Here is an 18,354-nt window from a genome sequence, read left to right on the forward strand (position 1 = left end):
TATGATCACGAAAGGTGTTGCAGCCGTTGCTGCCGCCGCCGTGATGGGCGCCTGCCTCTTGGCACTCCCGGCGAGTGCCGCCGTCGTACCCTCTCCCATCAGTTACTCGGCTCCTGGCGCCGCGCTGGCCCTGACTCCGCTCGGCTCCTACGAGAGCGGGGTGTTTGACGAGTCAGCGGCCGAGATAGTCGCCTATCACGCGGGCAGCAAGCGCATGTTCGTCGTGAACGCCCAGCTGGGCGCGGTGGACGTGCTTGATGTCGCCGATCCGACCGCTCCGGTCAAGCTTTTCACCATCGAGGGCGACGGCGTGGCGAACTCGGTTTCGATTCGCCCGGACGGGCTCGGCGTCATTGCGCTTGAAGCACCCGTCAAGACCGAGCCCGGATCGCTCGTCTTCTTCAACGCAGCAGGCGACGGCGGCGCCCTCGGTTCAGTGCAGGTCGGCGCGCTGCCGGACATGGTGAGCATCTCCAAGGACGGTACCGTGGCGGTCGTTGCCAACGAGGGCGAACCAAACGACGACTATTCGGTCGATCCCGAGGGCTCGATGAGCGTCGTCTCGCTTCCCGGCATAGTCGCCGCGCCCGCCCAGGAAGCGGTTCGCACCGCGGGTTTCGGCGCCTTCGAGGCCGGCGGCGGCAAGGTACTGCCCGATGGCGTTCGTGTCTTCGCGGGGATACCAGGTTCGATGAAGCCGGTGTCGGAGGGCCTGGAGCCAGAGTACGTGGCGATCGACGGCGGTACCGCCTATGTCGTGCTGCAGGAGGCAAATGCAGTAGCCGTCGTTGACCTCGCTACTGCCACCGTTACCGGCATCTGGCCACTCGGTGCGAAGGATCACGGGCTTCCCGGCAACGGGCTCGACGCCTCGGACCGCGATCCCCAAGGCGCGCCGGCCGTGAATATCCGCACCTTTGAGGGCTTGAACGGTCTGTACATGCCGGACGGGATCAACGCCTACACTGCCGGCGGCCAGACGTACCTGGTAACCGCCAATGAGGGAGACGCCCGCGAATGGGGCAGTTACGCCGAGCCCGCACGTATCAAGGATCTCGGCGAGGACGGCCTGGCGCCGCTTTGTGAGACGAGCCCGCTCATCGGTCTAACCGGCGACGCCGACCTCGGCCGCCTGAACATCAGCACGGCCAGCGGACTTACCGGTGCAGGCTGTTACGAAGAGCTTTACGCGTTCGGAAGCCGCTCCTTCTCCATCTGGACCACCACTGGTGAGCAGGTCTTTGACTCCGGGGAGGATTTTGAACGCATCACCGCCGCCGCCAACCCTGCCTTCTTCAATTCCAACCATTCAGAGTCAAACCTCGAGGGCCGCAGCGACGACAAGGGCCCGGAGCCCGAGAACCTCGCGATCGGTGAGGTAGGCGGGCGCACCTACGCGTTTATGGGCTTCGAGCGTGTCGGTGGCATCGCCGTCTACGACATCACCGATCCCGCCACCAGCACCTTCGTCACCTATGTGAACAACCGGGACTTCTCCCAGTCCGTGGAAGATGGCGGGGACCTGGCACAGGCGGGGGATCTTGGCCCCGAGGGGCTGGCTTTCATCCCCGCAGACGGCTCGCCAACGGGGGAGCCGATGCTCGCCGTAGGCAATGAGGTGTCCGGCACCACGACACTCTTCAGCATCGGCACCGTTTCTGATCTAACGACCATCCAGGTACTCGGTATCAACGACTTCCACGGGCACATCGAGGCCAACGGCGAGGAAGCGGGCGCAGCCGTTTTGGCCGGTGCCGTGAACGAGTTGCGGGCCGCCAACCCGAACACGCTTTTCGTTTCGGCCGGTGACAACATCGGCGCTTCCACGTTCACGTCCTTCTCCCAGGAGGACACCCCGACCATCGACGCTCTCCGCGAGGCCGGGCTGGATACCTCCGCCGTGGGCAACCACGAGTTCGACCGCGGTTTCGCCGACCTGACCGGACGCGTACTGCCGGGTTACGGCGGCACGCAGTTTGGCCTTGGGGCAAACGTGTACGACGCCGGAACAGGTGAGCCCGCGCTGGATGAGTACTACATAGAAGAGGTCGATGGTGTTCGCGTCGGCTTCATTGGCACCGTGACCGAGTCAACGCCGTCGGCAGTCTCACCTGCCGGAATCGAGGGGCTCAAGTTCGGCAGCCAGCTCGAAGCAGCCAACCGAGTGGCGGCGCAGCTCAAGGACGGCGACGCCGCCAACGGGGAGGCCGACGTCCTGGTATTGCTCGCCCATGATGGCTCTGAAACCGACGACTGTGCCGTCATTGCCACGGAGGCGACGGCGTATGGACAGCTGGTGCGTGGCGCTGGTGTCGGGATCGACGCGATCCTTTCCGGCCACACCCACCAGCAGTACAACTGTTCGTTCCCGGTAGCCGGCTGGGAGGACGGGCGGGAGCGGCCCGTTTTGCAGGCGGGCCAGTACGGCACCACGCTGGACCAGTTGCAGATTGAGGTGGACCGTGCCGACAACACGATTGTGTCGATTTCGTCGGCGCTGCTGCCGCTGACCGAGGAGGTCGGTAAGGAGAACCTTCCGCTGTACGAGGCGGACCCGGAAGTTGCAGGCATTGTTGCTGCAGCCAGTGCGGCCGCTGCGGAAGAAGGCGCTAAACCGGTAGGCTCCATCACCGCTGACATTCTCCGCGGCGGGACGAATGGTTCCGATCGCGGCGTCGAGTCTTCCCTCGGAAACCTCGTTGCGGACATGCAGCTGTGGGCGACGTCGAATGACAGCTTCGGCGGTGAGTCCGCGCAGATCGCGCTGATGAACCCCGGGGGCCTTCGTGCTGATCTGCTGTATGGCGAGGACGGCACCGTCACGTACAAGGAGGTGGCAAGCGTGCAGCCGTTCGGCAACACGCTCTTCACCATGGACCTCACGGGAGTCCAACTGAAGCAGGTGCTCGAAGAGCAGTGGCAGCCGGAAGGCTCGTCACGGTCCAAGCTGCACCTCGGCGTCTCGGTAGGATTCACCTACACGTACCTTCCTGATGCGCCGCGCGGTGAGCACATCGTCGCCATGTACTTCCAGGGTGAGCCCGTCACCGATGGTCAAGTGTTCCGGGTGACGACCAACTCGTTCCTGGCCGCCGGTGGCGACAACTTCACGACCCTCGCTGCAGGCACGAACCGGGCAGACAGCGGCCAGATCGATCTCATCGCGGCCGTCGGATACTTCGAGGAGTTCGGCATTGTCGAGCCGGCTCCACTGGGCCGAGCGGCAATCGCCGTCGAGCCCGGCCCGGCACCTACGCCGACCGACGACCCGACCGACGGGCCGACGACCGAGCCGTCCGTGGATCCGATCGCTGGCGGTGGTTCAGGTGATGGTTCCAGCGCTGGAAGCGACGGCGGTGGTTACTTCAGTCCCGGCGGAAACCTGGCGCAGACCGGAACCAACGTCCTGCTGATCGCCGGGGCGGGTGTTGTCCTCGCGCTGCTGGGTGCCGCATTCCTGCTGTTCCGACGCCGTCAGCACGCGGAAAATGACGTTTCCGTGAACTGAACCAGCGCAGTAAAGATGCCCGGCGCAGCACGCGCCGGGCATCTCCATAGAGTTCCGTCCTTCGTCCCGCCATTTCCGCCGCCAAGGAGTTTCCATGTCCACGAACCGCCCACTCACCGCCGCCGTCACCGCTGTCATTCTTGGCGGCCTTACCGTCGGTTTCGGCGGAGTCCCGGCAGCCGCAGAGCCCAAGAAGAATCACGCGGTCGACCTGCGGGTTGCCACCTACAATCTGTCGCTCAACCGGGCAAGCGCCGGCGAGCTTGAGGCGGATCTCAGCACCCCGGATGACCAGCAGGCGCGTACCGTTGCCGAGGTCATTCAGCGGGCGGACCCGGACATCATCTTGCTGAACGAGTTCGACTACGTGCCGGGAATGCGTGCGGCCGATTTGTTCCGCGACAACTACCTCGCCGTCAGTCAAGGCGGGGCAGACCCTGTCGATTACCCCTACGCCTACGTAGCGCCGTCGAACACCGGAATTCCCAGCGGATTCGACCTGAACAATGACGGGCGCATAGCGGGGGGCGACGACGCCTTCGGTTTCGGTGCGTTTGAGGGCCAATACGGCATGGCGATCCTGTCGAAGTATCCGATCGTGACGGAGGAAGTGCGGACGTTCCAGAACTTCCTGTGGAAAGACATGCCAGGTGCGCTTTTGCCTGACGACCTGGCGACGCCCGAACCGGCGGACTGGTTTTCCCCGGAGGAGCTTGATGTGGTGCGCCTGTCGAGCAAGTCGCACTGGGATGTTCCGGTGAAGGTCGGTCGCGAAACGGTGCACGTGCTCGCCTCCCACCCAACGCCGCCAACTTTCGACGGCCCCGAGGACCGGAACGGCCGCCGCAACCATGATGAGATCCGGTTCTGGGCTGACTACGTTACCCCGGGCAAGTCGGCGTACATTGTTGACGACGAAGGTACCGGGCGTGGGCTGAAGCCGAGCGAACCGTTCGTCATCGTGGGCGACCAGAATGCCGACCCGTTTGATGGTGACTCTGTTGACGCCGCGATCAACCAGCTCCTTGACAGCAAGCGTGTTGTGGACCCGCTGCCGGCCTCCGAAGGTGCGCCGGAAGCAGCAGCACTGCAGGGCGGCGCGAATGCCACGCATGACGGTGACCCTCGCTATGACACCGCTGACTTCGCGGACACCGCACCCGGGAATCTGAGGGCGGATTACGTGCTGCCCTCACGCGGGTCCAAAGTGCTCGACGCCGGGGTGTTTTGGCCTACCCAGGCTGACCCTCTTTCGCGGCTGACCGGTGTTTATCCATTTCCCAGCAGCGACCACCGTCTCGTCTGGGTGGACATGCAGGTCCGCGGCTGAACTCACTGAATATGATCCCGTTGGTTTCCTGCTGAATTGGTGGCACTACCAGCGAGATATGCCAGTTGTCCCCGAGCTTCTGGCTCTTGGCCGAGTTACTCCATACGTTAGGCTAAAGGTGAAGAAGCTCTACCTGCTAGTCGTTCACCCAGAAAATGAAATTGAGACCTGAACTCCATGAGCAACAACATCCCGCCCTTTGACGCGCCCGCTGTCCCCACGGAAAGCTACCCCCACGGGAACGGTTACCAGGGCGCGCCGCAGCTGCAGCCCGAGCCGAAGTACAACGTTTTGGCGATCATCTCGCTAGTGAGCGCTTTCGTCGTCTCCCTGGCTGCGATCATCACCGGGCACATCGCCTTGTCCCAGATTAAAAGGACAGGCGAAAAAGGCCGTGGCCTCGCGCTGGCCGGCGTGATTCTGGGTTATGTCGGAATTGTGGCGGGTGCCGTGATGATCGTCGTAATGATCATGGTCGGTATCTCCGCTGGCCAGGCAGCAGTCGATGTCGCAGAGCAGCAGGAAGCCATCGCACAGCAGAAAACCCCCGTGACCACCGGTGAGCTGCCCACTGATTCCGCTCAGGGCGCCGGAACGGTATCACCGGAATTCTGTGCAGTGCTGACGGAGGGCATAACGAACATAGCCGCCGCCAATGAGGAAGACAGGGATGCTGCGTCGTCGGCGGTATTCAAGGCACTCGCCTCTGCTCCCGGCCCAAACCAGGCCGCTTACTCAGATTTCTATGAGTTCATGCTGGCCCATGGCCACGAGACCGGTGCTTTGCCCGAGGAAGTCGCGGCAATGGAGACCGTAGTCGGGAACGACATCGCGGCCTGCCAGACCCTGGCTGCCGCTGGACAGTAGGCCTGCTGGTCTGAACACCCTGTGCGCTCCGGAAAGGAGTGCACAGGGTGTTTTTTGCTATTGGGCTGGGCGTGGCCGGCAAAGATGGCCCCTATGACCAGCGCAGGTAACGGGAGCGGGAGGGATGTCGTGTTTGAGGCGAGCAGACCCGCTGTGCATTGCACCTTTTGGAGCAGGATCCTGCCGTGTTCGAAGTGCGACCCCGCAGCGTACATCCCAGTGCCGCATGACTAGCTCAAGCAGCGGGTCCGGGATCCGTGCCAGGAAGCTCCGGATAGAGCGCAGGAAGCGACGCCGGCAAGTCATGGACCCGGTGCGCAACGTGTTCATGGCTATCGTCCTACTGACGGTAGGGGCAAATCTGTCCTACATCTACCTGGTGGAAGAGCCCAGAGTGAAGCAGAGATCACGGCCAAGGTGGAGTCCAGGGGTGGCGAAGTTATTCGCTTCGTGCACACCCCGAGGAGACCGAGAGAACCCGGATACGTCCGGGTAGTATTCGACGGCCAGGAGAGTCGGTGTCTGCTGGATCCTCTGGATCAGAACCCGCCCATGTTCGAGTGCGACCCCGCAGTGCACATTCCAATGCCGCACGAGCAACTCAAGTAGCGGGTTCGGGTCAACAATTCGAAGCGGTAGGACTGCTTTCCTCTCGTGGGTGTCGTAGGTGTCGGTGTAGATTCCAAGACTGAAGCGAGATCTAAACGACGGGAATCTGACCATGGAACCAACTGGTGCACTGATCTTCGGGCTCATCCTTGTAGTAGCGGTGCTTATTATCCTCGGGGTGGTAAGGAGCGCCAGGAAGTCTGAGCATAGAAAGAGCTCAACCCAAGGACACGACGGCGGCGGGTCTGCTGCTGTTGCAGGGGGAGCAGCTCTCATGGGTAACAACGATGGCCCCGATGCTGGCGCTGGTGCCGCCGGCGGCAGTGATGGAGGCGGCGGCGGTGGAGGCGACTGAGCTACCGGTAAACAAGAAGGTTTTCCGTGACTTGTGATGACTGACGGGGAGAAGCCGGCCGCTCCGCATGAGCCGGACCACTCACGTTCCAGCAACCCGGTTGAACGCAGGCAAAGCAGATGGGCCACTGTCCTGGCAGTCCTGCAGCGGCTGCTGTACCTGGTGGTGACCGCGGCAGTGGGTTGGGCTGTTTACTATTTCCTGCTTGCCCGGCTTGCGCGTGGCCCGGAGCAGGCGTGGGTGTTCCTGCCGGTGTGGTTGATCCTGGCATACGCCCTGCTGCCGCGCGTCCACAAGATCCTCAGCAGCCTGTACATCCCGGACTATTTCATAGGACGGACCAGGACCGGTGACGGCGTGCTCGGCGACCCCGTGAACCTGGCGGTTGTGGGACCCGAGAGGGAGCTGCGGCAAGCCATGCGGACCGCCGGGTGGGTGGAAGCCGATCCCATCACCCCGGCCACGGCCTGGCGAACCTTGACCTCCACAGTGATGGGACGCAGCTACCCGCAAGCACCGGTGAGCTCTCTCTATGTTTTCGGAAACAAACAAGACCTCGCCTTCCAGCGCGAGATTGACGGGAACCCCCGCAAACGGCACCACGTACGGTTTTGGAAGTGCCCGACCGGGTGGATGCTGCCCGGGGGTCTGGCCGTGGACTGGGTGGGGGCGGGTACCTACGACCGAAGCGTAGGACTGTCCCTCTTCACCTTCCAGATCACCCATAAGATCGCCGACCGCACTGATGAGGAACGCGACTTCATTATCGAGACGCTCCGCTCGGCCAACGCTGTTGAAGGGGTGCACACCATTCGTAACTACTCCAGCGGCTACCACCACCGCAACGGTGGCGGAGACGCCATCCGCACTGACGGGCACCTTCCGATCATTGACCTGCACCCGCCGGAGCGACTGCGCCCGCCCGAGGGACTGCAACAAAGTCGCGAGACTGAGCAGGGCCAATCAGGGCTCAGCTGAGCTGTACTTCAAGCATTTGGGCCAGCTCCAGGCTCCCCGCTTCCGGCTCACCGTCCCTGCGAGGATTCATGAGAGAGTTCATTTCGTCCCAACGTCGCAGCTGGCCGACTATGAAGTGCCACGTGGGGGCCGGCAGTTCGATACTCAAATTTTCGTCCGGGGGCGGCCAACCTCCCCACCCCTGCTCAGCCTTAGGGTGATGGCCGGCTGCTGCCCAGCCTGCCATCCTGACGATGCGGCTCTGCTCCGCGGTGAACACATCACCATTCTGGTCTGCGATGACCATCGTGTTGTCCATGGTCGCGTCGATAAGCGTCCAGTCCTGGACCGGCAAGATTATCTCGAAGGGGTTCGCCGGATGGTTGTTTGCTTCTGAGTCCAAGGAATTGTCCTCTCGGATTGGCCTTGCACATGGCTTGATGTCCACAGGATCCAGTACAGCAGGACATGAAGAAATCTACTACGGCACGCTTTACCGCTGGAACCCCCTCAAGGCAAAGCAAATGGCCCCTGGTTCCCGTATTACAGAGGAAACCAAGGGCCTTGCTACTTGGCGGTGACGGTGGGATTTGAACCCACGTTGGCTTTTACACCAAACAACATTTCGAGTGTTGCACCTTCGGCCGCTCGGACACGTCACCAACCTGACTAGGGTACCGGAGTGCGGCCCGCTTCCCCAAAACGGGCGGGCGGCGCTAGATTCGTAAGCAAGATGATTATTCCAGCCCAAACCCGCCAGGCCACCGCTTACTGGACCGTGAGTCCCGAGAACGGCGAGCTCCGCGCCGAAGAACTGCCCGCACCCAAAGACGATGAAGCCATAGTCCGCGCCCTCTATTCAGGCATCAGCAAAGGCACCGAATTGGTGGTCCACCGCGGCGCCGTGCCGGACCGGGTGGCGGACAGGATGAGCGCACCGCGCCAGGAAGGTGACTTCCCCGGACCGGTGAAGTTCGGCTATCTCTCCGTTGGCATCGTGGAGCAGGGCCCAGCCGACTGGGTGGGGCAGCGCGTGTTCTGCCTGAACCCGCACCAGGACCGTTACGTGGTGCCGGTAGATCAACTGACAAGGATTCCCGACGCCGTCCCGTCCCGCCGCGCCGTCCTCACCGGCACCGTGGAAACTGCGGTCAACGCCCTGTGGGAGGCCGGTCCGCGGCTAGGTGACAGGATTGCCGTCGTGGGTGCCGGTCTGGTGGGCGGCATGGTGGCCACGCTACTGCGCACCTTCCCGTTGGCCCGCCTGCAACTGGTAGACCTGGACACCGGGCGCAAGCACCTGGCAGACCAGCTGGATGTCGAGTTCGCCACCCCGGAACAGGCTAAAACGGACTGCGACATCGTCATCCACTGCTCGGGTTCCGACGACGGGCTGGCCCGCTCCCTCCAGCTGGTGGGCGACGAAGGCGAAGTCGTCGAAATGTCCTGGTACGCGGACCGCAGCGTTACCATCCCGCTGGGTGAGGACTTCCACGCGCGCCGGCTCGCCATCCGTGCCAGCCAGGTAGGCGTTGTCGCGCGGGCACGCAGGCACCGCCGCACCACCAGCGACCGCCTGAACCTGGCCGTCAGCCTACTGCAAGATCCGGTCTTCGACGCCTTCCTCACCGGATCGTCACCATTCGCCGAGCTCCCGGGCGTGGTTCGCGGGCTGGCCGACGGCAGCCTGCAGGCCCTGTGCCACGTCATCGAATATCCGGCCACCGAAGACCCCGAAACAGTCCAGACCGCCCACGAGAACGCGAGGTAACCCTTTGTTCAGCCTGACCGTCCGCCGCCACTTTATGATCGCCCACAGTCTCCCGCGCCTCGTCTTCGGACCTGCCCAGGGCCTGCACGGGGCGACGTTCGTGGCAGAGGTGACCTTCCGCCGTCGTACTTTGACCGAAAACGCGATTGTGCTGGACATCGGCGAAGCCGGGGCCATCATTGACGAGGTGCTGGAAGGCCTGAACTACCAGAACCTGGACGAACACCCGGACTTTGCCGGCAAACTGAGCACCACGGAAGCGCTGGCAGAATATATCGCCCGTAAGGTGGCTGCCCGGCTGGAAGACGCCGTGGACGGCCCCGCACTGGCGGGCCTCGACGTCACCCTGCGCGAAAACCCGGACGCCTGGGCCAGCTACAGCATGGACCTTCCGGGGGCCTGACATCGTCGCCCTTCCGCCCCTGTGCCTGCTGATTCCCGGGAATATCCGGCATTCCTCCGGCGGCAACATCTATAACGCCAGCCTCGCCGAGGCACTGGCAAGACTGGGTGCCCGGGTTGAGGTGGTGCCTGTCGACGGCGGCTGGCCGGCCCCCAGCGCGGAGGAACGACGCCGGGTGGCCGGGTTGCTCGGCGCGTGGAATGAGGACAGCGGCGAGGCAGTCCCGGTCACCCTCGTGGACGGGCTGATCGCCTCCGCCTGCCCTGACGAACTGGAGTATGCGGCGCTCGCACGCCGGGCTCCCTGGGTGCTGCTGCACATGCCGCTGCGCGAGGATCTGCCCCGCGAACGGCGGGCGCTCGCGGCCGCGGCCGGCGTCACCTGCCCGAGTGCGACGGCCGCCCGGGAGGTGCAGGAACTGTACGGCCTGCAGCCGGTGGTGGCGGTGCCAGGCACACACCCGGGCCCTGTTGCGGAAGGGTCGACGCCGCCGCACCTCACCGTGATTGCCGCGCTGCGGCCCAACAAGGCGCAGCTCCTCATAGTCCGGGCGCTGGGATTGCTCGCAGACCTACCGTGGACGGCGTCCCTGGTGGGCTCGACGGAGACGGATCCGGAGTACGCCTCGGCCATAGGGCACGAGGTCCGGCGGCTGGGGCTGGGGGACAGGATCAGCATGACTGGCGAGCTCACCGGGGACGCCCTGGCCGCCCAATGGCAGCGCAGCAACCTCAGCCTGCTGGTGTCCCGCAGTGAAACCTTCGGCATGGCGGTCACCGAGTCCCTCGCCCGCGGCATCCCCGTGATCGTCCGCGCGGGAACTGGCGCGGAAGAAGCCCTCACGCTGGGAACCTCCGACGGCGCACCCATCCCGGGTGCCGCCGTCGGACTTAACGAAGCAATAGGCGGGGAAGAGGACCCGGCACCGCTGGCGGCTGCCCTCAACCGCTGGCTGACCAAACCGGAGGTGCAGGAGTCGTGGCGGGCGGCAGCGCTGGAATCGCGCGGCCGGTTGCCCGGCTGGGACCAAACCGCCCAGGCCGTCCTTGCCGCCGTGGCGCCGGCGCAGGTTGGCAGGCGGGGAAGCAGTTAGACCCGATGCCCGGCGAAAAAGTCCCGCAGCAGGGCCCCGCATTCGTCCTCGCGCACGCCCGCGTACACTTCCACCCAGTGGTTGAGCCTGCGCTCGCGGAGCACGTCAAACACCGAGCCGGCCGCTCCTGCTTTCTCGTCCCAGGCGCCGAACACTACGCGCGGAATCCGGGCCAGCACTGTCGCGCCGGCACACATGGCACAGGGTTCCAGGGTGACCACCAACGTGCAGTCGGCCAGCCGCCACCCGTCGCCTCCGCTTGGACCGGACACGCGCAACCGGGCGGCAGCCTGCCGGATGGCAATCACCTCCGCGTGCGCCGTCGGATCCCCGGATGCCTCGCGTTCATTGCGGCCGGAGCCAAGGATGGTGCCGTCAGGGCCTACTACGACGGCGCCGATGGGCACGTCGTCCGTCTCCAGGGCCCGGCGGGCTTCCGCCAACGCCAGCTCCATCCAGGCAAAGCGCTGCGCCTCGGCCGGGACCATAGCATCAGCCGGAAAAGAATTTTCTGCCGCGAACATGGCTCAATGATAGTTTCGATATTTACCCGGTTGCCGATTGGCCTGAGACCCGGAGGGGAATGATGGACTCGATAAAGGACCGGCTGCTTACCTGGTACAAACCATATGCGGCCCTGTGGATCACCATGGCGGTGGGCGGCTTCCTGGTGATTGTCCTGGCCCTGGCCGGGGCGGAGGTCTACGAGAGCGTAGTGGATGAGGAAGGGCTGGCCTCCCTGGATATCCCCGCGCTCCAGTACGCGCAGAGCCTGCGGACCCCCCAACTTGATGCCGCCATGACGGCGTTTACCAACGTCGGCGGCGGGATCGGTATGCCCATCCTCGCGTCCGTCCTCACCGTCTGGCTGATGTATCTGGGCCGCAACTGGCGTCCGTTAATCCTGGTGGCTGGCGCCGCCGCCGTGTCCACCACGGCCACCACCGTGGGTAAGGGATTGGTAGGCAGGACCCGTCCGGACCATATCGACGCCGTCCCGCCGTTTGAAACCTCACCCTCGTTTCCCAGCGGGCACACCCTCAACACCACGGTGGTAATCGGCGTGCTGGTCTACGTGATGTGCCTCCAGTTCGATATCCTCTGGGCCAGGATCACCGCCATCACGGCAGGCTCGCTGTTTATCATCGCAATGGGTCTCAGCAGGGTGTACCTGGGCCATCACTGGCTGACCGACGTCGTGGCCGCCTGGCTGTTGGGGCTCGCGTGGCTGGGGATAGTGATTCTGGCACACCGGCTCTTTTACGCCATCGCCCGCCGCGAGCACGTGGGCCCGGCCCCGTCGTTCGACAGGCCTATAGTACGGGACGTGGTGAAGGAAGAGATCACGCACAATGCGGAGGACTCCGGCCGGCCCGGCGGACCCAGCCGGCAATAAAATCCTCAGTGACCGGATGATAGTTTTGACCTCATGCGCACACTCGTCGTGGACCACCCGCTGGTCGCCCACAAACTCACCGTTCTCCGCGACAAAAACACCCCGTCGCCGGTCTTCCGGCAGCTGACCGAGGAACTGGTAACGCTCCTGGCCTATGAGGCCACGCGCGATGTCCGTACCCAGGACGTCACCATTGAAACGCCCGTTGCCACCACTATCGGCACCGCGTTCACTAAGCCCACGCCGCTGGTGGTTCCCATCCTGCGCGCCGGTCTGGGCATGCTCGAGGGCATGACCAAGCTGGTTCCCACCGCGGAGGTCGGCTTCCTGGGCATGGCCCGGGACGAGGAAACCCTGGACATCATCACCTATGCCGAGCGCCTCCCGGAGGACCTCACGGACCGGCAGATCTTCGTGCTGGACCCCATGCTTGCCACCGGCGGGACCCTGCGCGAAGCCATCAAGTTCCTCTTCCGCCGCGGCGCCTCGGACGTTACGTGCATCTGCCTGCTGGCAGCGCCGGAAGGCCTGGCCAAGCTGGAAGAAGAGCTGGCCGACGCCAACGTGACCATTGTGCTTGCGTCCATTGACGAGAAACTCAACGAGAAGTCCTACATTGTTCCCGGTCTGGGCGACGCCGGCGACAGGCTCTACGGCGTAGCGGGCTAAGATCCGCTTTGGATAGACGTAAGGGCCGGCTTCAAATTGAACCGGCCCTTCCGTCTGTCCGGCCCCAGGGCTAGCCTGTCCGAATGGAATGGAAACTTGAACTTGCGTTTGTGCCCGTGTCCGACGTCGATGCGGCCAAGGACTTTTATGTCAACAAAGTGGGATTCAACGCGGACCATGACCACCGAGTGAGCGACACCTTGCGGTTCGTGCAGCTGACGCCGCCCGGCTCAGCCTGTTCCATCGCGATCGGTGAAGGCATCAGCGACGCACTTCCGGGCACCGCCCCCAATCTCCAGTTGGTGGTGAGCGATATCCATGAAGCGCACCGGCACCTCACGGAGAAGGGCGTGGACGTCAGCGACGTGGAGATCCTTGACTGGGGACACTTTGTGTACTTTGCCGATCCCGACGGCAATCAGTGGTCTGTCCAGTACATGCCATACCGGGACGCGGGGTAGAACCCGCCAGTTCTTCCCCGCCTTGCTAAAGAGCGTGAGGACTTTTAGTACCAGTTGTTGGCAAGGTGGAAGTTCAAGGCGCCGCACGGGGACTGGTAGCGCTCCTGGATGTAGTTCAGGCCCCAGTTGATCTGGGTGCGGTAGTTGGTGAGGTAGTCAGCACCGGCGCTTGCCATTTTTTCGGCCGGCAGTGACTGGACGATTCCGTAAGCGCCGCTGGTGGGGTTGGTGGCGGTAGTAGTCCAGTCCGATTCCTTGGTCCAGAGCGTGGTCAGGCACGGCATCTGGCCGGCGCCCCAGCCGTAGGAACCCAGTTGGCTCAGCGCGTAGGCCTGGGCACCAGCGGGGTCGTTGACGGCAACAGGTTCGGGCGCAGCAGCGGGAGCGGGCGCCACGGGCGCTGGCTCTACGGGTGCCGGAGCGGGAGCAGGTTCTGCCGGTGCAGCGGCCGGAGCCGGTTCAACAGGCGCCTCCGGGGAAGGCGCAGGCGCCGGTACCGGATCCGCTTTCATCGCGGACTGCTCCGCCGCTGCTGAAGCAAGCGCCTCGGCGGGAGTGGAGTTCGCCGCCGACTCCGGCAAGACAGCCTGGACAACGGACGCCGGTGCCATCGGATTACTGCCAGCCTGACCGGCAGCGGCAGCGCCGATGAGCAGGGCGCAGGACGCCGTCACCACGGCAGCGCGCCGGACTACGCCCAGAACGGCTGTGCGGCGGCTGGGTACCGGATGCGCCGAGTCAACAACTCGGCTGCGGACAGTGCGGATGGAACTTGTGGGAACGGCGGTTGATTCAGCGGTGCGGCGCCGGCCATGGGCCTGCTCCGTACCGTTTTTCACGCGCGCGTGATCCTGGTAATCAGTCATGATGATTTAGCCTCTCAACGCCTGCGGAGTTAGCTGTCGGATTCGGATGAGGTCATCCGGCCACGCGGAACAATCACGCGATGGCTTCACCCCTAGGGCGACTCGTGCCCGGGACTGTGGGTTCCCCGCCTCTGCCTGATCATGAGGAATCCGGGTGGCGGCAGAGCTCGGCATTCACCCGGTCATGCAGCCGGAACGGTGGCCACACCCCATCCACGGTACAGGGGTTTGCCACCTTAGTCACGTTTTGGTAACGGAGATCACGAGGGGGCGCCGGGTTTCCGCTCGATTTCCGCTCGGTTGGATGATGGGCCGCCCGCCCCTCCTCTTGCTGAGCCACTCCTCGCGGCGAACGGGCCGTCGGGGGAGTCGCGACGGAGGCTTTCGGACAAGTGTTTGCCGTGCGGGTGCGGCTGCGGTAAGTTATCTGTATGCACATGCAGATATCTGAAGAAAGTGACCCCTCGGGGTCCGGGGACATCAGTGCGGCTTGGTCTCGGGTTGCCGTATTCGCCTCCGCAGTGGACGCGAGTCTAGGCAAGTGGCTCACGGATACCCATGGAATCGGCCTGACGGACTACCGTGCGCTCGCGCATATCGCCCATGCCTCCGACAAAGAGTTGCGCGTCAACGAGCTCGCCCAGCAGATAGGTCTGAACCAGAGTTCTACCACACGCCTGGTGAGCCGCCTGGAGAAAAAGAACCTGACGTACCGCGACGCCTGCCCCGACGACGCGCGTGGAGTCTACGCCGTCATAACCGAGCCTGGGGAAGCGCTGCTCCGAGAGGTGCGCGGCGTGTACGAGGATCGGGTGCGTGAGCTTCTCAGCAACATTACTGTGCACTTTCCGGAACTCGATGCACACCAGCTCAGTGGGGCACTGCGTGATATCGGTGCCCTCACCTCGCCATAGGCTTCACCAGCAAAACGATTCGAAAAAGCCATCTCTACTTACATGCATGTACATGCAGTAAATTGCCATCCGCGTCCTCGAAAGCGGGACCAGATGCGATCGCCCGTACCTACCTCGCAACACCAACAAAAAGGAGAACATCATGAGTTGGATCTACCTGGGTATCGCCGTGATCTTCGAGATTGCCGTCGCCCTCGCAGCGAGCAAGGCACATGGCTTCACCCGCTTGTGGTGGACCATCACCACACTCGTCAGTGGCGCAGTCGCCACTTATTTCCTCAGCCTGGCGCTCCTGACCTTCGATGTCGGCGTCGGTTACGCGCTCTGGGTTTCGGTCGCCGGGGTCGGCATCACCATTCTCGGCGGTTTGCTCTTCGGTCAGCGCTTGAACTGGCGCCAGGGAGCCGGCATCGGAATCGTCATCATCGGTGTCGTCGGACTCCAGCTCAGTGGAGCCACGTGAGACTCCACACACGGTGCCCGCACCCCGCATCGGAACATCCACTTTTCCTTCCACTCTTCTAGAACGGACAGAACAATGAGGGCAACACCCGTCATCGACAGCAGGAACACCGGGGCCTGGCTCGTCTTGCTCGTGGCCGGCGTATTCGAAGTCGGCTACGCACTAAGCGTCGGCGGCAGCCAAGGGTTCAGCGTCCCGGGCTGGTCAATCTCCGCCCTCGCGTTCTTCCTTGCGACCCTGTTTTGCCTCAGCCTTGCCCTCAAGAAGATCGACGTGGGGATCGGCTACGCCGTATGGGCCGGCATTGGCTCGGTCGGCGCCGCCGTCCTCGGCCCGATCTTCTTCAACGAAACACTCACCCCGACCCGTGCCTTTTGGCTTGCCGTGATCATCGGCGGAGTCGTTTGGTTAAAACTCGCCGACAACCCCAAGGCCGAAAAAGCGGAAGATTCAGTCCTGGTTAGCGCCTCGCAGGAGTAAATGGACTGATCTCACGAAGGCCGGTGAAACCCGGTAGCAGGGGCAGGGGTGCGATGCCATCGCCGTCATTGTGCCGGGGGTCAAGACGGAGCCCTCGGTAAGCTATGAATGCCAGCCCAACAGCCCCCTCGTCGAAAGCTGGACTTTGTGGGAACTTTTCATTGCTGGTTAGTCCACTCAATTGAGAACTGAAGAAAAACCGCTTTGGGGCGATCTTCTCATTCAAAAATTCGGCTGGTTACGGTTTAAGGCTCTGTCAAGCGCAAAAGTGCTATCAGTCGAGGTCTTCTAGCGAATCGTGATGTGCGCCACAAACTACCGATTCGTCTCACTATCCGGACTAAAGCGTCCATTGTTACTTGCAAGTTCTTATTGTTACGTTGCACACTTCATTTGTGAACAAGAACTCAACAGCACCTGCAACTGCAGATTATTGGCCCAGCACACCCGCTGCTGCCGACATGCGCTGTTGTCGAATGCACGCCTAACTGTCAAACCCCAGAGAGTTTTTAGGCATTCGTCCCCAACAAGCCCAGTGCCGGGCAACTTCCCCAGAATGTGTTCCAACACTTCCGGGGAACTCAGCATTCGTGCCGCGATGACGGCCATTCACATTGAGGTAAGCATTCCATGTCAGTTGCATCCGGATACGTCCACATCTCAGTCCGCAACGCCAACAAGCCGGCCCAGCCAGCCGGCCTCCGGCAGGGCTATGTCCCCGGATCGGGCAGCAGTTTTCCCTCCGCTTCCAGCTACGCGCCGCAGGGTTACAACCCCAACTCCTATGGTCAGCTTCGGGCCGTGCCCGCCGCGGACCCGGCACCGGTGACCGCCCCCACCCCGGTCATTGCCGGTCCCGGCAGCGGTGTCCGCCCGGTCGCCAACGACACGGTTGCCCGTGGATTCGTCCTCTACATGGGCATCGACGAGGAGACTGCGGCGGCCGCAGGTACCTCAATTGCCAAGCTGGCGCAGGAAATCCGGGCTTATGCCCAGTCACTCGTTACAGGTGCCGAGAGCTATGCCGCCGTGGCAATCGCTCCCGCCAACGCACCCGGCTCGGCGCTCGACGTCGTACGTTCCACCTTCGGCGACCCCACAGTGAATGCCCGGCAGCGCACCGACAATACCCGGTTGCAGCAGGCGCAGGAGCCGCGTCCTTCCGGTGTTCTGATTGATCTTGCCCGCCGCGAAGTGCACCTTGACGGCGAATCGCTGAACCTGACGTTCAAGGAATTCGAACTGCTCAATTACCTTGTCGAGAACGGCACCCGGACGGTGGGCCGCGATGAACTCCTTGAGGGCCTGTGGCGCAACGCCGATGAGGTCCCCAACGAGCGCACCATCGACGTCCACATCCGCCGCCTCCGCTCCAAGCTGGGCCGCCTCGCCAACACGGTCCGTACCGTCCGTGGCCAGGGCTACAGGTTCTACGAGCACCCCGAGGTCGTCGTTTGGGCAGCACCGGAATACTCCATCTAGCTTTAGCTGCACCGAAAGCGCCTGTCCCGGAGTGGGATGGGCGCTTTCGCTTTAAACCCCCGGTTACCGTGCGGACAGCGACGGATAGGGTGGGGGGATGAGTGAGCATCACATTCGGCGGCTGATTATCATGCGCCATTCCAAGGCTGACTGGCCTGGCGGTGTGGGTGACCACGACCGTCCCTTGGAGGAACGCGGCCACTTGGAGGCACCGCTGGCGGGCCGTTGGCTGGTGGAGCAGGGCGTAGTTCCCGACTTCATTCTTTGCTCCAGCGCGCTGCGCACCCGGCAGACCTGTACCTGGGTGTGCTCGGAACTGGGCGACAAAGCACCAACGCCCAAGCTGGAGAGCGGTCTCTATGCCGCGCCAGCGACGCGCATGCTGACGGTGATCAACCATGTTCCGGATACCGTGACCACGCTGATGGTCATTGCGCACCTGCCCGGCGTGCAGGATCTTGCCGTGCATCTGGCGTCGCGCGATTCGGATCAGGAGGCCTACATGGACGCGGCCACCAAATATCCCACCAGCGCACTGACGGTGATGGAAACTGAGAAGCCTTGGGCCGAGCTGGATGGCCAGGATGCCCGGCTGGTCAGCTTCGCGGTGCCGAGGGCCAGGTAGTCCTTTTCCGGCGGCCGGACCGGCTGGTCGCCCCTGGGGTACAAAGAGTGTCCACGGGCATCTACTTTTTCCCTTGACCACCTGTAAGATAAGCATGCTTACTAT

General features: G+C 63.4%; 19 protein-coding genes, 1 tRNA gene and 1 riboswitch. Of the genes, 15 read left to right on the plus strand and 5 right to left on the minus strand.

Annotation, left to right across the window (positions count from 1 at the left end):
- Position 1 precedes the first annotated feature (1 nt).
- The 3 genes from ACWA13_RS03705 to ACWA13_RS03715 all read left to right on the plus strand — a co-directional run bounded on the left by ACWA13_RS03705 (position 2) and on the right by ACWA13_RS03715 (position 5,705).
- On the plus strand, positions 2-3,508 hold the full coding sequence (locus tag ACWA13_RS03705; protein ID WP_463936831.1) for a choice-of-anchor I family protein: 3,507 nt from the start codon (positions 2-4) through the stop codon (positions 3,506-3,508).
- Between the two features lie 94 nt (positions 3,509-3,602).
- The gene (locus ACWA13_RS03710) at positions 3,603-4,838 is read left to right on the plus strand and encodes an endonuclease/exonuclease/phosphatase family protein (RefSeq protein ID WP_463936832.1); all 1,236 of its coding nucleotides are present in this window, start codon (positions 3,603-3,605) and stop codon (positions 4,836-4,838) included.
- A 177-nt stretch (positions 4,839-5,015) separates the two neighbouring features.
- Complete coding sequence (locus tag ACWA13_RS03715; RefSeq protein WP_463936833.1) at positions 5,016-5,705, plus strand: DUF4190 domain-containing protein; 690 nt, start codon at positions 5,016-5,018, stop codon at positions 5,703-5,705.
- Between the two features lie 826 nt (positions 5,706-6,531).
- Here the strand turns inward: ACWA13_RS03715 and ACWA13_RS03720 are convergent.
- Positions 6,532-6,684, minus strand: coding sequence for a hypothetical protein (locus ACWA13_RS03720; RefSeq protein WP_463936834.1), 153 nt, complete (start codon positions 6,682-6,684; stop codon positions 6,532-6,534).
- A gap of 21 nt (positions 6,685-6,705) precedes the next feature.
- Between ACWA13_RS03720 and ACWA13_RS03725 the strand changes: the two genes are divergently transcribed.
- Positions 6,706-7,647 carry an LssY C-terminal domain-containing protein gene (locus ACWA13_RS03725; RefSeq protein ID WP_463936835.1) on the plus strand — a complete coding sequence of 314 codons (942 nt, stop codon included), beginning with the start codon at positions 6,706-6,708 and terminating at the stop codon, positions 7,645-7,647.
- Here ACWA13_RS03725 and ACWA13_RS03730 read toward each other — a convergent pair.
- On the minus strand, positions 7,640-8,029 hold the full coding sequence (locus tag ACWA13_RS03730) for a hypothetical protein (protein ID WP_463936836.1): 390 nt from the start codon (positions 8,027-8,029) through the stop codon (positions 7,640-7,642). The two genes, ACWA13_RS03725 and ACWA13_RS03730, sit on opposite strands and share 8 nt — an antisense overlap.
- A gap of 169 nt (positions 8,030-8,198) precedes the next feature.
- Positions 8,199-8,288: transfer RNA gene (locus ACWA13_RS03735), tRNA-Ser, on the minus strand.
- A 71-nt stretch (positions 8,289-8,359) separates the two neighbouring features.
- Between ACWA13_RS03735 and ACWA13_RS03740 the strand changes: the two genes are divergently transcribed.
- The 3 genes from ACWA13_RS03740 to ACWA13_RS03750 all read left to right on the plus strand — a co-directional run bounded on the left by ACWA13_RS03740 (position 8,360) and on the right by ACWA13_RS03750 (position 10,893).
- A complete protein-coding gene (locus ACWA13_RS03740; protein WP_463936837.1) occupies positions 8,360-9,397 on the plus strand; it encodes a zinc-dependent alcohol dehydrogenase in 1,038 nt (345 codons plus the stop codon).
- A gap of 4 nt (positions 9,398-9,401) precedes the next feature.
- Positions 9,402-9,800, plus strand: a complete 399-nt coding sequence (locus ACWA13_RS03745) for a 6-pyruvoyl trahydropterin synthase family protein (RefSeq protein ID WP_463936838.1) — start codon at positions 9,402-9,404, stop codon at positions 9,798-9,800.
- 121 nt (positions 9,801-9,921) lie between these two features.
- Positions 9,922-10,893 carry a glycosyltransferase family 4 protein gene (locus ACWA13_RS03750; protein ID WP_463936839.1) on the plus strand — a complete coding sequence of 324 codons (972 nt, stop codon included), beginning with the start codon at positions 9,922-9,924 and terminating at the stop codon, positions 10,891-10,893.
- On the opposite strand, the gene tadA is transcribed toward ACWA13_RS03750, so the two are convergent.
- On the minus strand, positions 10,890-11,381 hold the full coding sequence (gene tadA / locus ACWA13_RS03755) for a tRNA adenosine(34) deaminase TadA (RefSeq protein ID WP_463937816.1): 492 nt from the start codon (positions 11,379-11,381) through the stop codon (positions 10,890-10,892). The genes ACWA13_RS03750 and tadA overlap by 4 nt on opposite strands.
- A 95-nt stretch (positions 11,382-11,476) precedes the next feature.
- Here tadA and ACWA13_RS03760 point away from each other — a divergent pair, with 95 nt between their 5' ends.
- The 3 genes from ACWA13_RS03760 to ACWA13_RS03770 all read left to right on the plus strand — a co-directional run bounded on the left by ACWA13_RS03760 (position 11,477) and on the right by ACWA13_RS03770 (position 13,419).
- Entirely contained in the window at positions 11,477-12,289 is an 813-nt protein-coding gene (locus tag ACWA13_RS03760) for a phosphatase PAP2 family protein (RefSeq protein WP_463936840.1), read from the plus strand.
- Between the two features lie 33 nt (positions 12,290-12,322).
- Positions 12,323-12,958, plus strand: a complete 636-nt coding sequence (gene upp, locus ACWA13_RS03765) for a uracil phosphoribosyltransferase (RefSeq protein ID WP_463936841.1) — start codon at positions 12,323-12,325, stop codon at positions 12,956-12,958.
- 83 nt (positions 12,959-13,041) lie between these two features.
- Positions 13,042-13,419, plus strand: a complete 378-nt coding sequence (locus ACWA13_RS03770; RefSeq protein WP_463936842.1) for a glyoxalase superfamily protein — start codon at positions 13,042-13,044, stop codon at positions 13,417-13,419.
- Positions 13,420-13,463: 44 nt separating this feature from the next.
- On the opposite strand, the gene ACWA13_RS03775 is transcribed toward ACWA13_RS03770, so the two are convergent.
- Positions 13,464-14,285, minus strand: coding sequence for an aggregation-promoting factor C-terminal-like domain-containing protein (locus tag ACWA13_RS03775; RefSeq protein ID WP_463936843.1), 822 nt, complete (start codon positions 14,283-14,285; stop codon positions 13,464-13,466).
- Between the two features lie 4 nt (positions 14,286-14,289).
- A riboswitch (cyclic di-AMP (ydaO/yuaA leader) is annotated at positions 14,290-14,468 on the minus strand.
- A 248-nt stretch (positions 14,469-14,716) separates the two neighbouring features.
- On the opposite strand from ACWA13_RS03775, the gene ACWA13_RS03780 reads away from it, so the two are divergent.
- From ACWA13_RS03780 to ACWA13_RS03800, 5 genes are all read left to right on the plus strand, one after another.
- On the plus strand, positions 14,717-15,199 hold the full coding sequence (locus ACWA13_RS03780) for a MarR family winged helix-turn-helix transcriptional regulator (protein WP_463936844.1): 483 nt from the start codon (positions 14,717-14,719) through the stop codon (positions 15,197-15,199).
- 142 nt (positions 15,200-15,341) lie between these two features.
- Positions 15,342-15,662: a DMT family transporter gene (locus ACWA13_RS03785; protein WP_463936845.1), complete on the plus strand. Its 321-nt coding sequence runs from the start codon at positions 15,342-15,344 to the stop codon at positions 15,660-15,662.
- 75 nt (positions 15,663-15,737) lie between these two features.
- Positions 15,738-16,142 carry a DMT family transporter gene (locus ACWA13_RS03790; RefSeq protein ID WP_463936846.1) on the plus strand — a complete coding sequence of 135 codons (405 nt, stop codon included), beginning with the start codon at positions 15,738-15,740 and terminating at the stop codon, positions 16,140-16,142.
- Positions 16,143-16,772: 630 nt separating this feature from the next.
- On the plus strand, positions 16,773-17,624 hold the full coding sequence (locus tag ACWA13_RS03795) for a winged helix-turn-helix domain-containing protein (protein WP_463936847.1): 852 nt from the start codon (positions 16,773-16,775) through the stop codon (positions 17,622-17,624).
- 97 nt (positions 17,625-17,721) lie between these two features.
- Positions 17,722-18,249, plus strand: coding sequence for a SixA phosphatase family protein (locus tag ACWA13_RS03800; RefSeq protein WP_463936848.1), 528 nt, complete (start codon positions 17,722-17,724; stop codon positions 18,247-18,249).
- The last annotated feature ends 105 nt before the right edge of the window (positions 18,250-18,354 follow it).

The sequence above is a fragment of the Pseudarthrobacter sp. TRD_SC_9 genome (assembly GCF_055361265.1).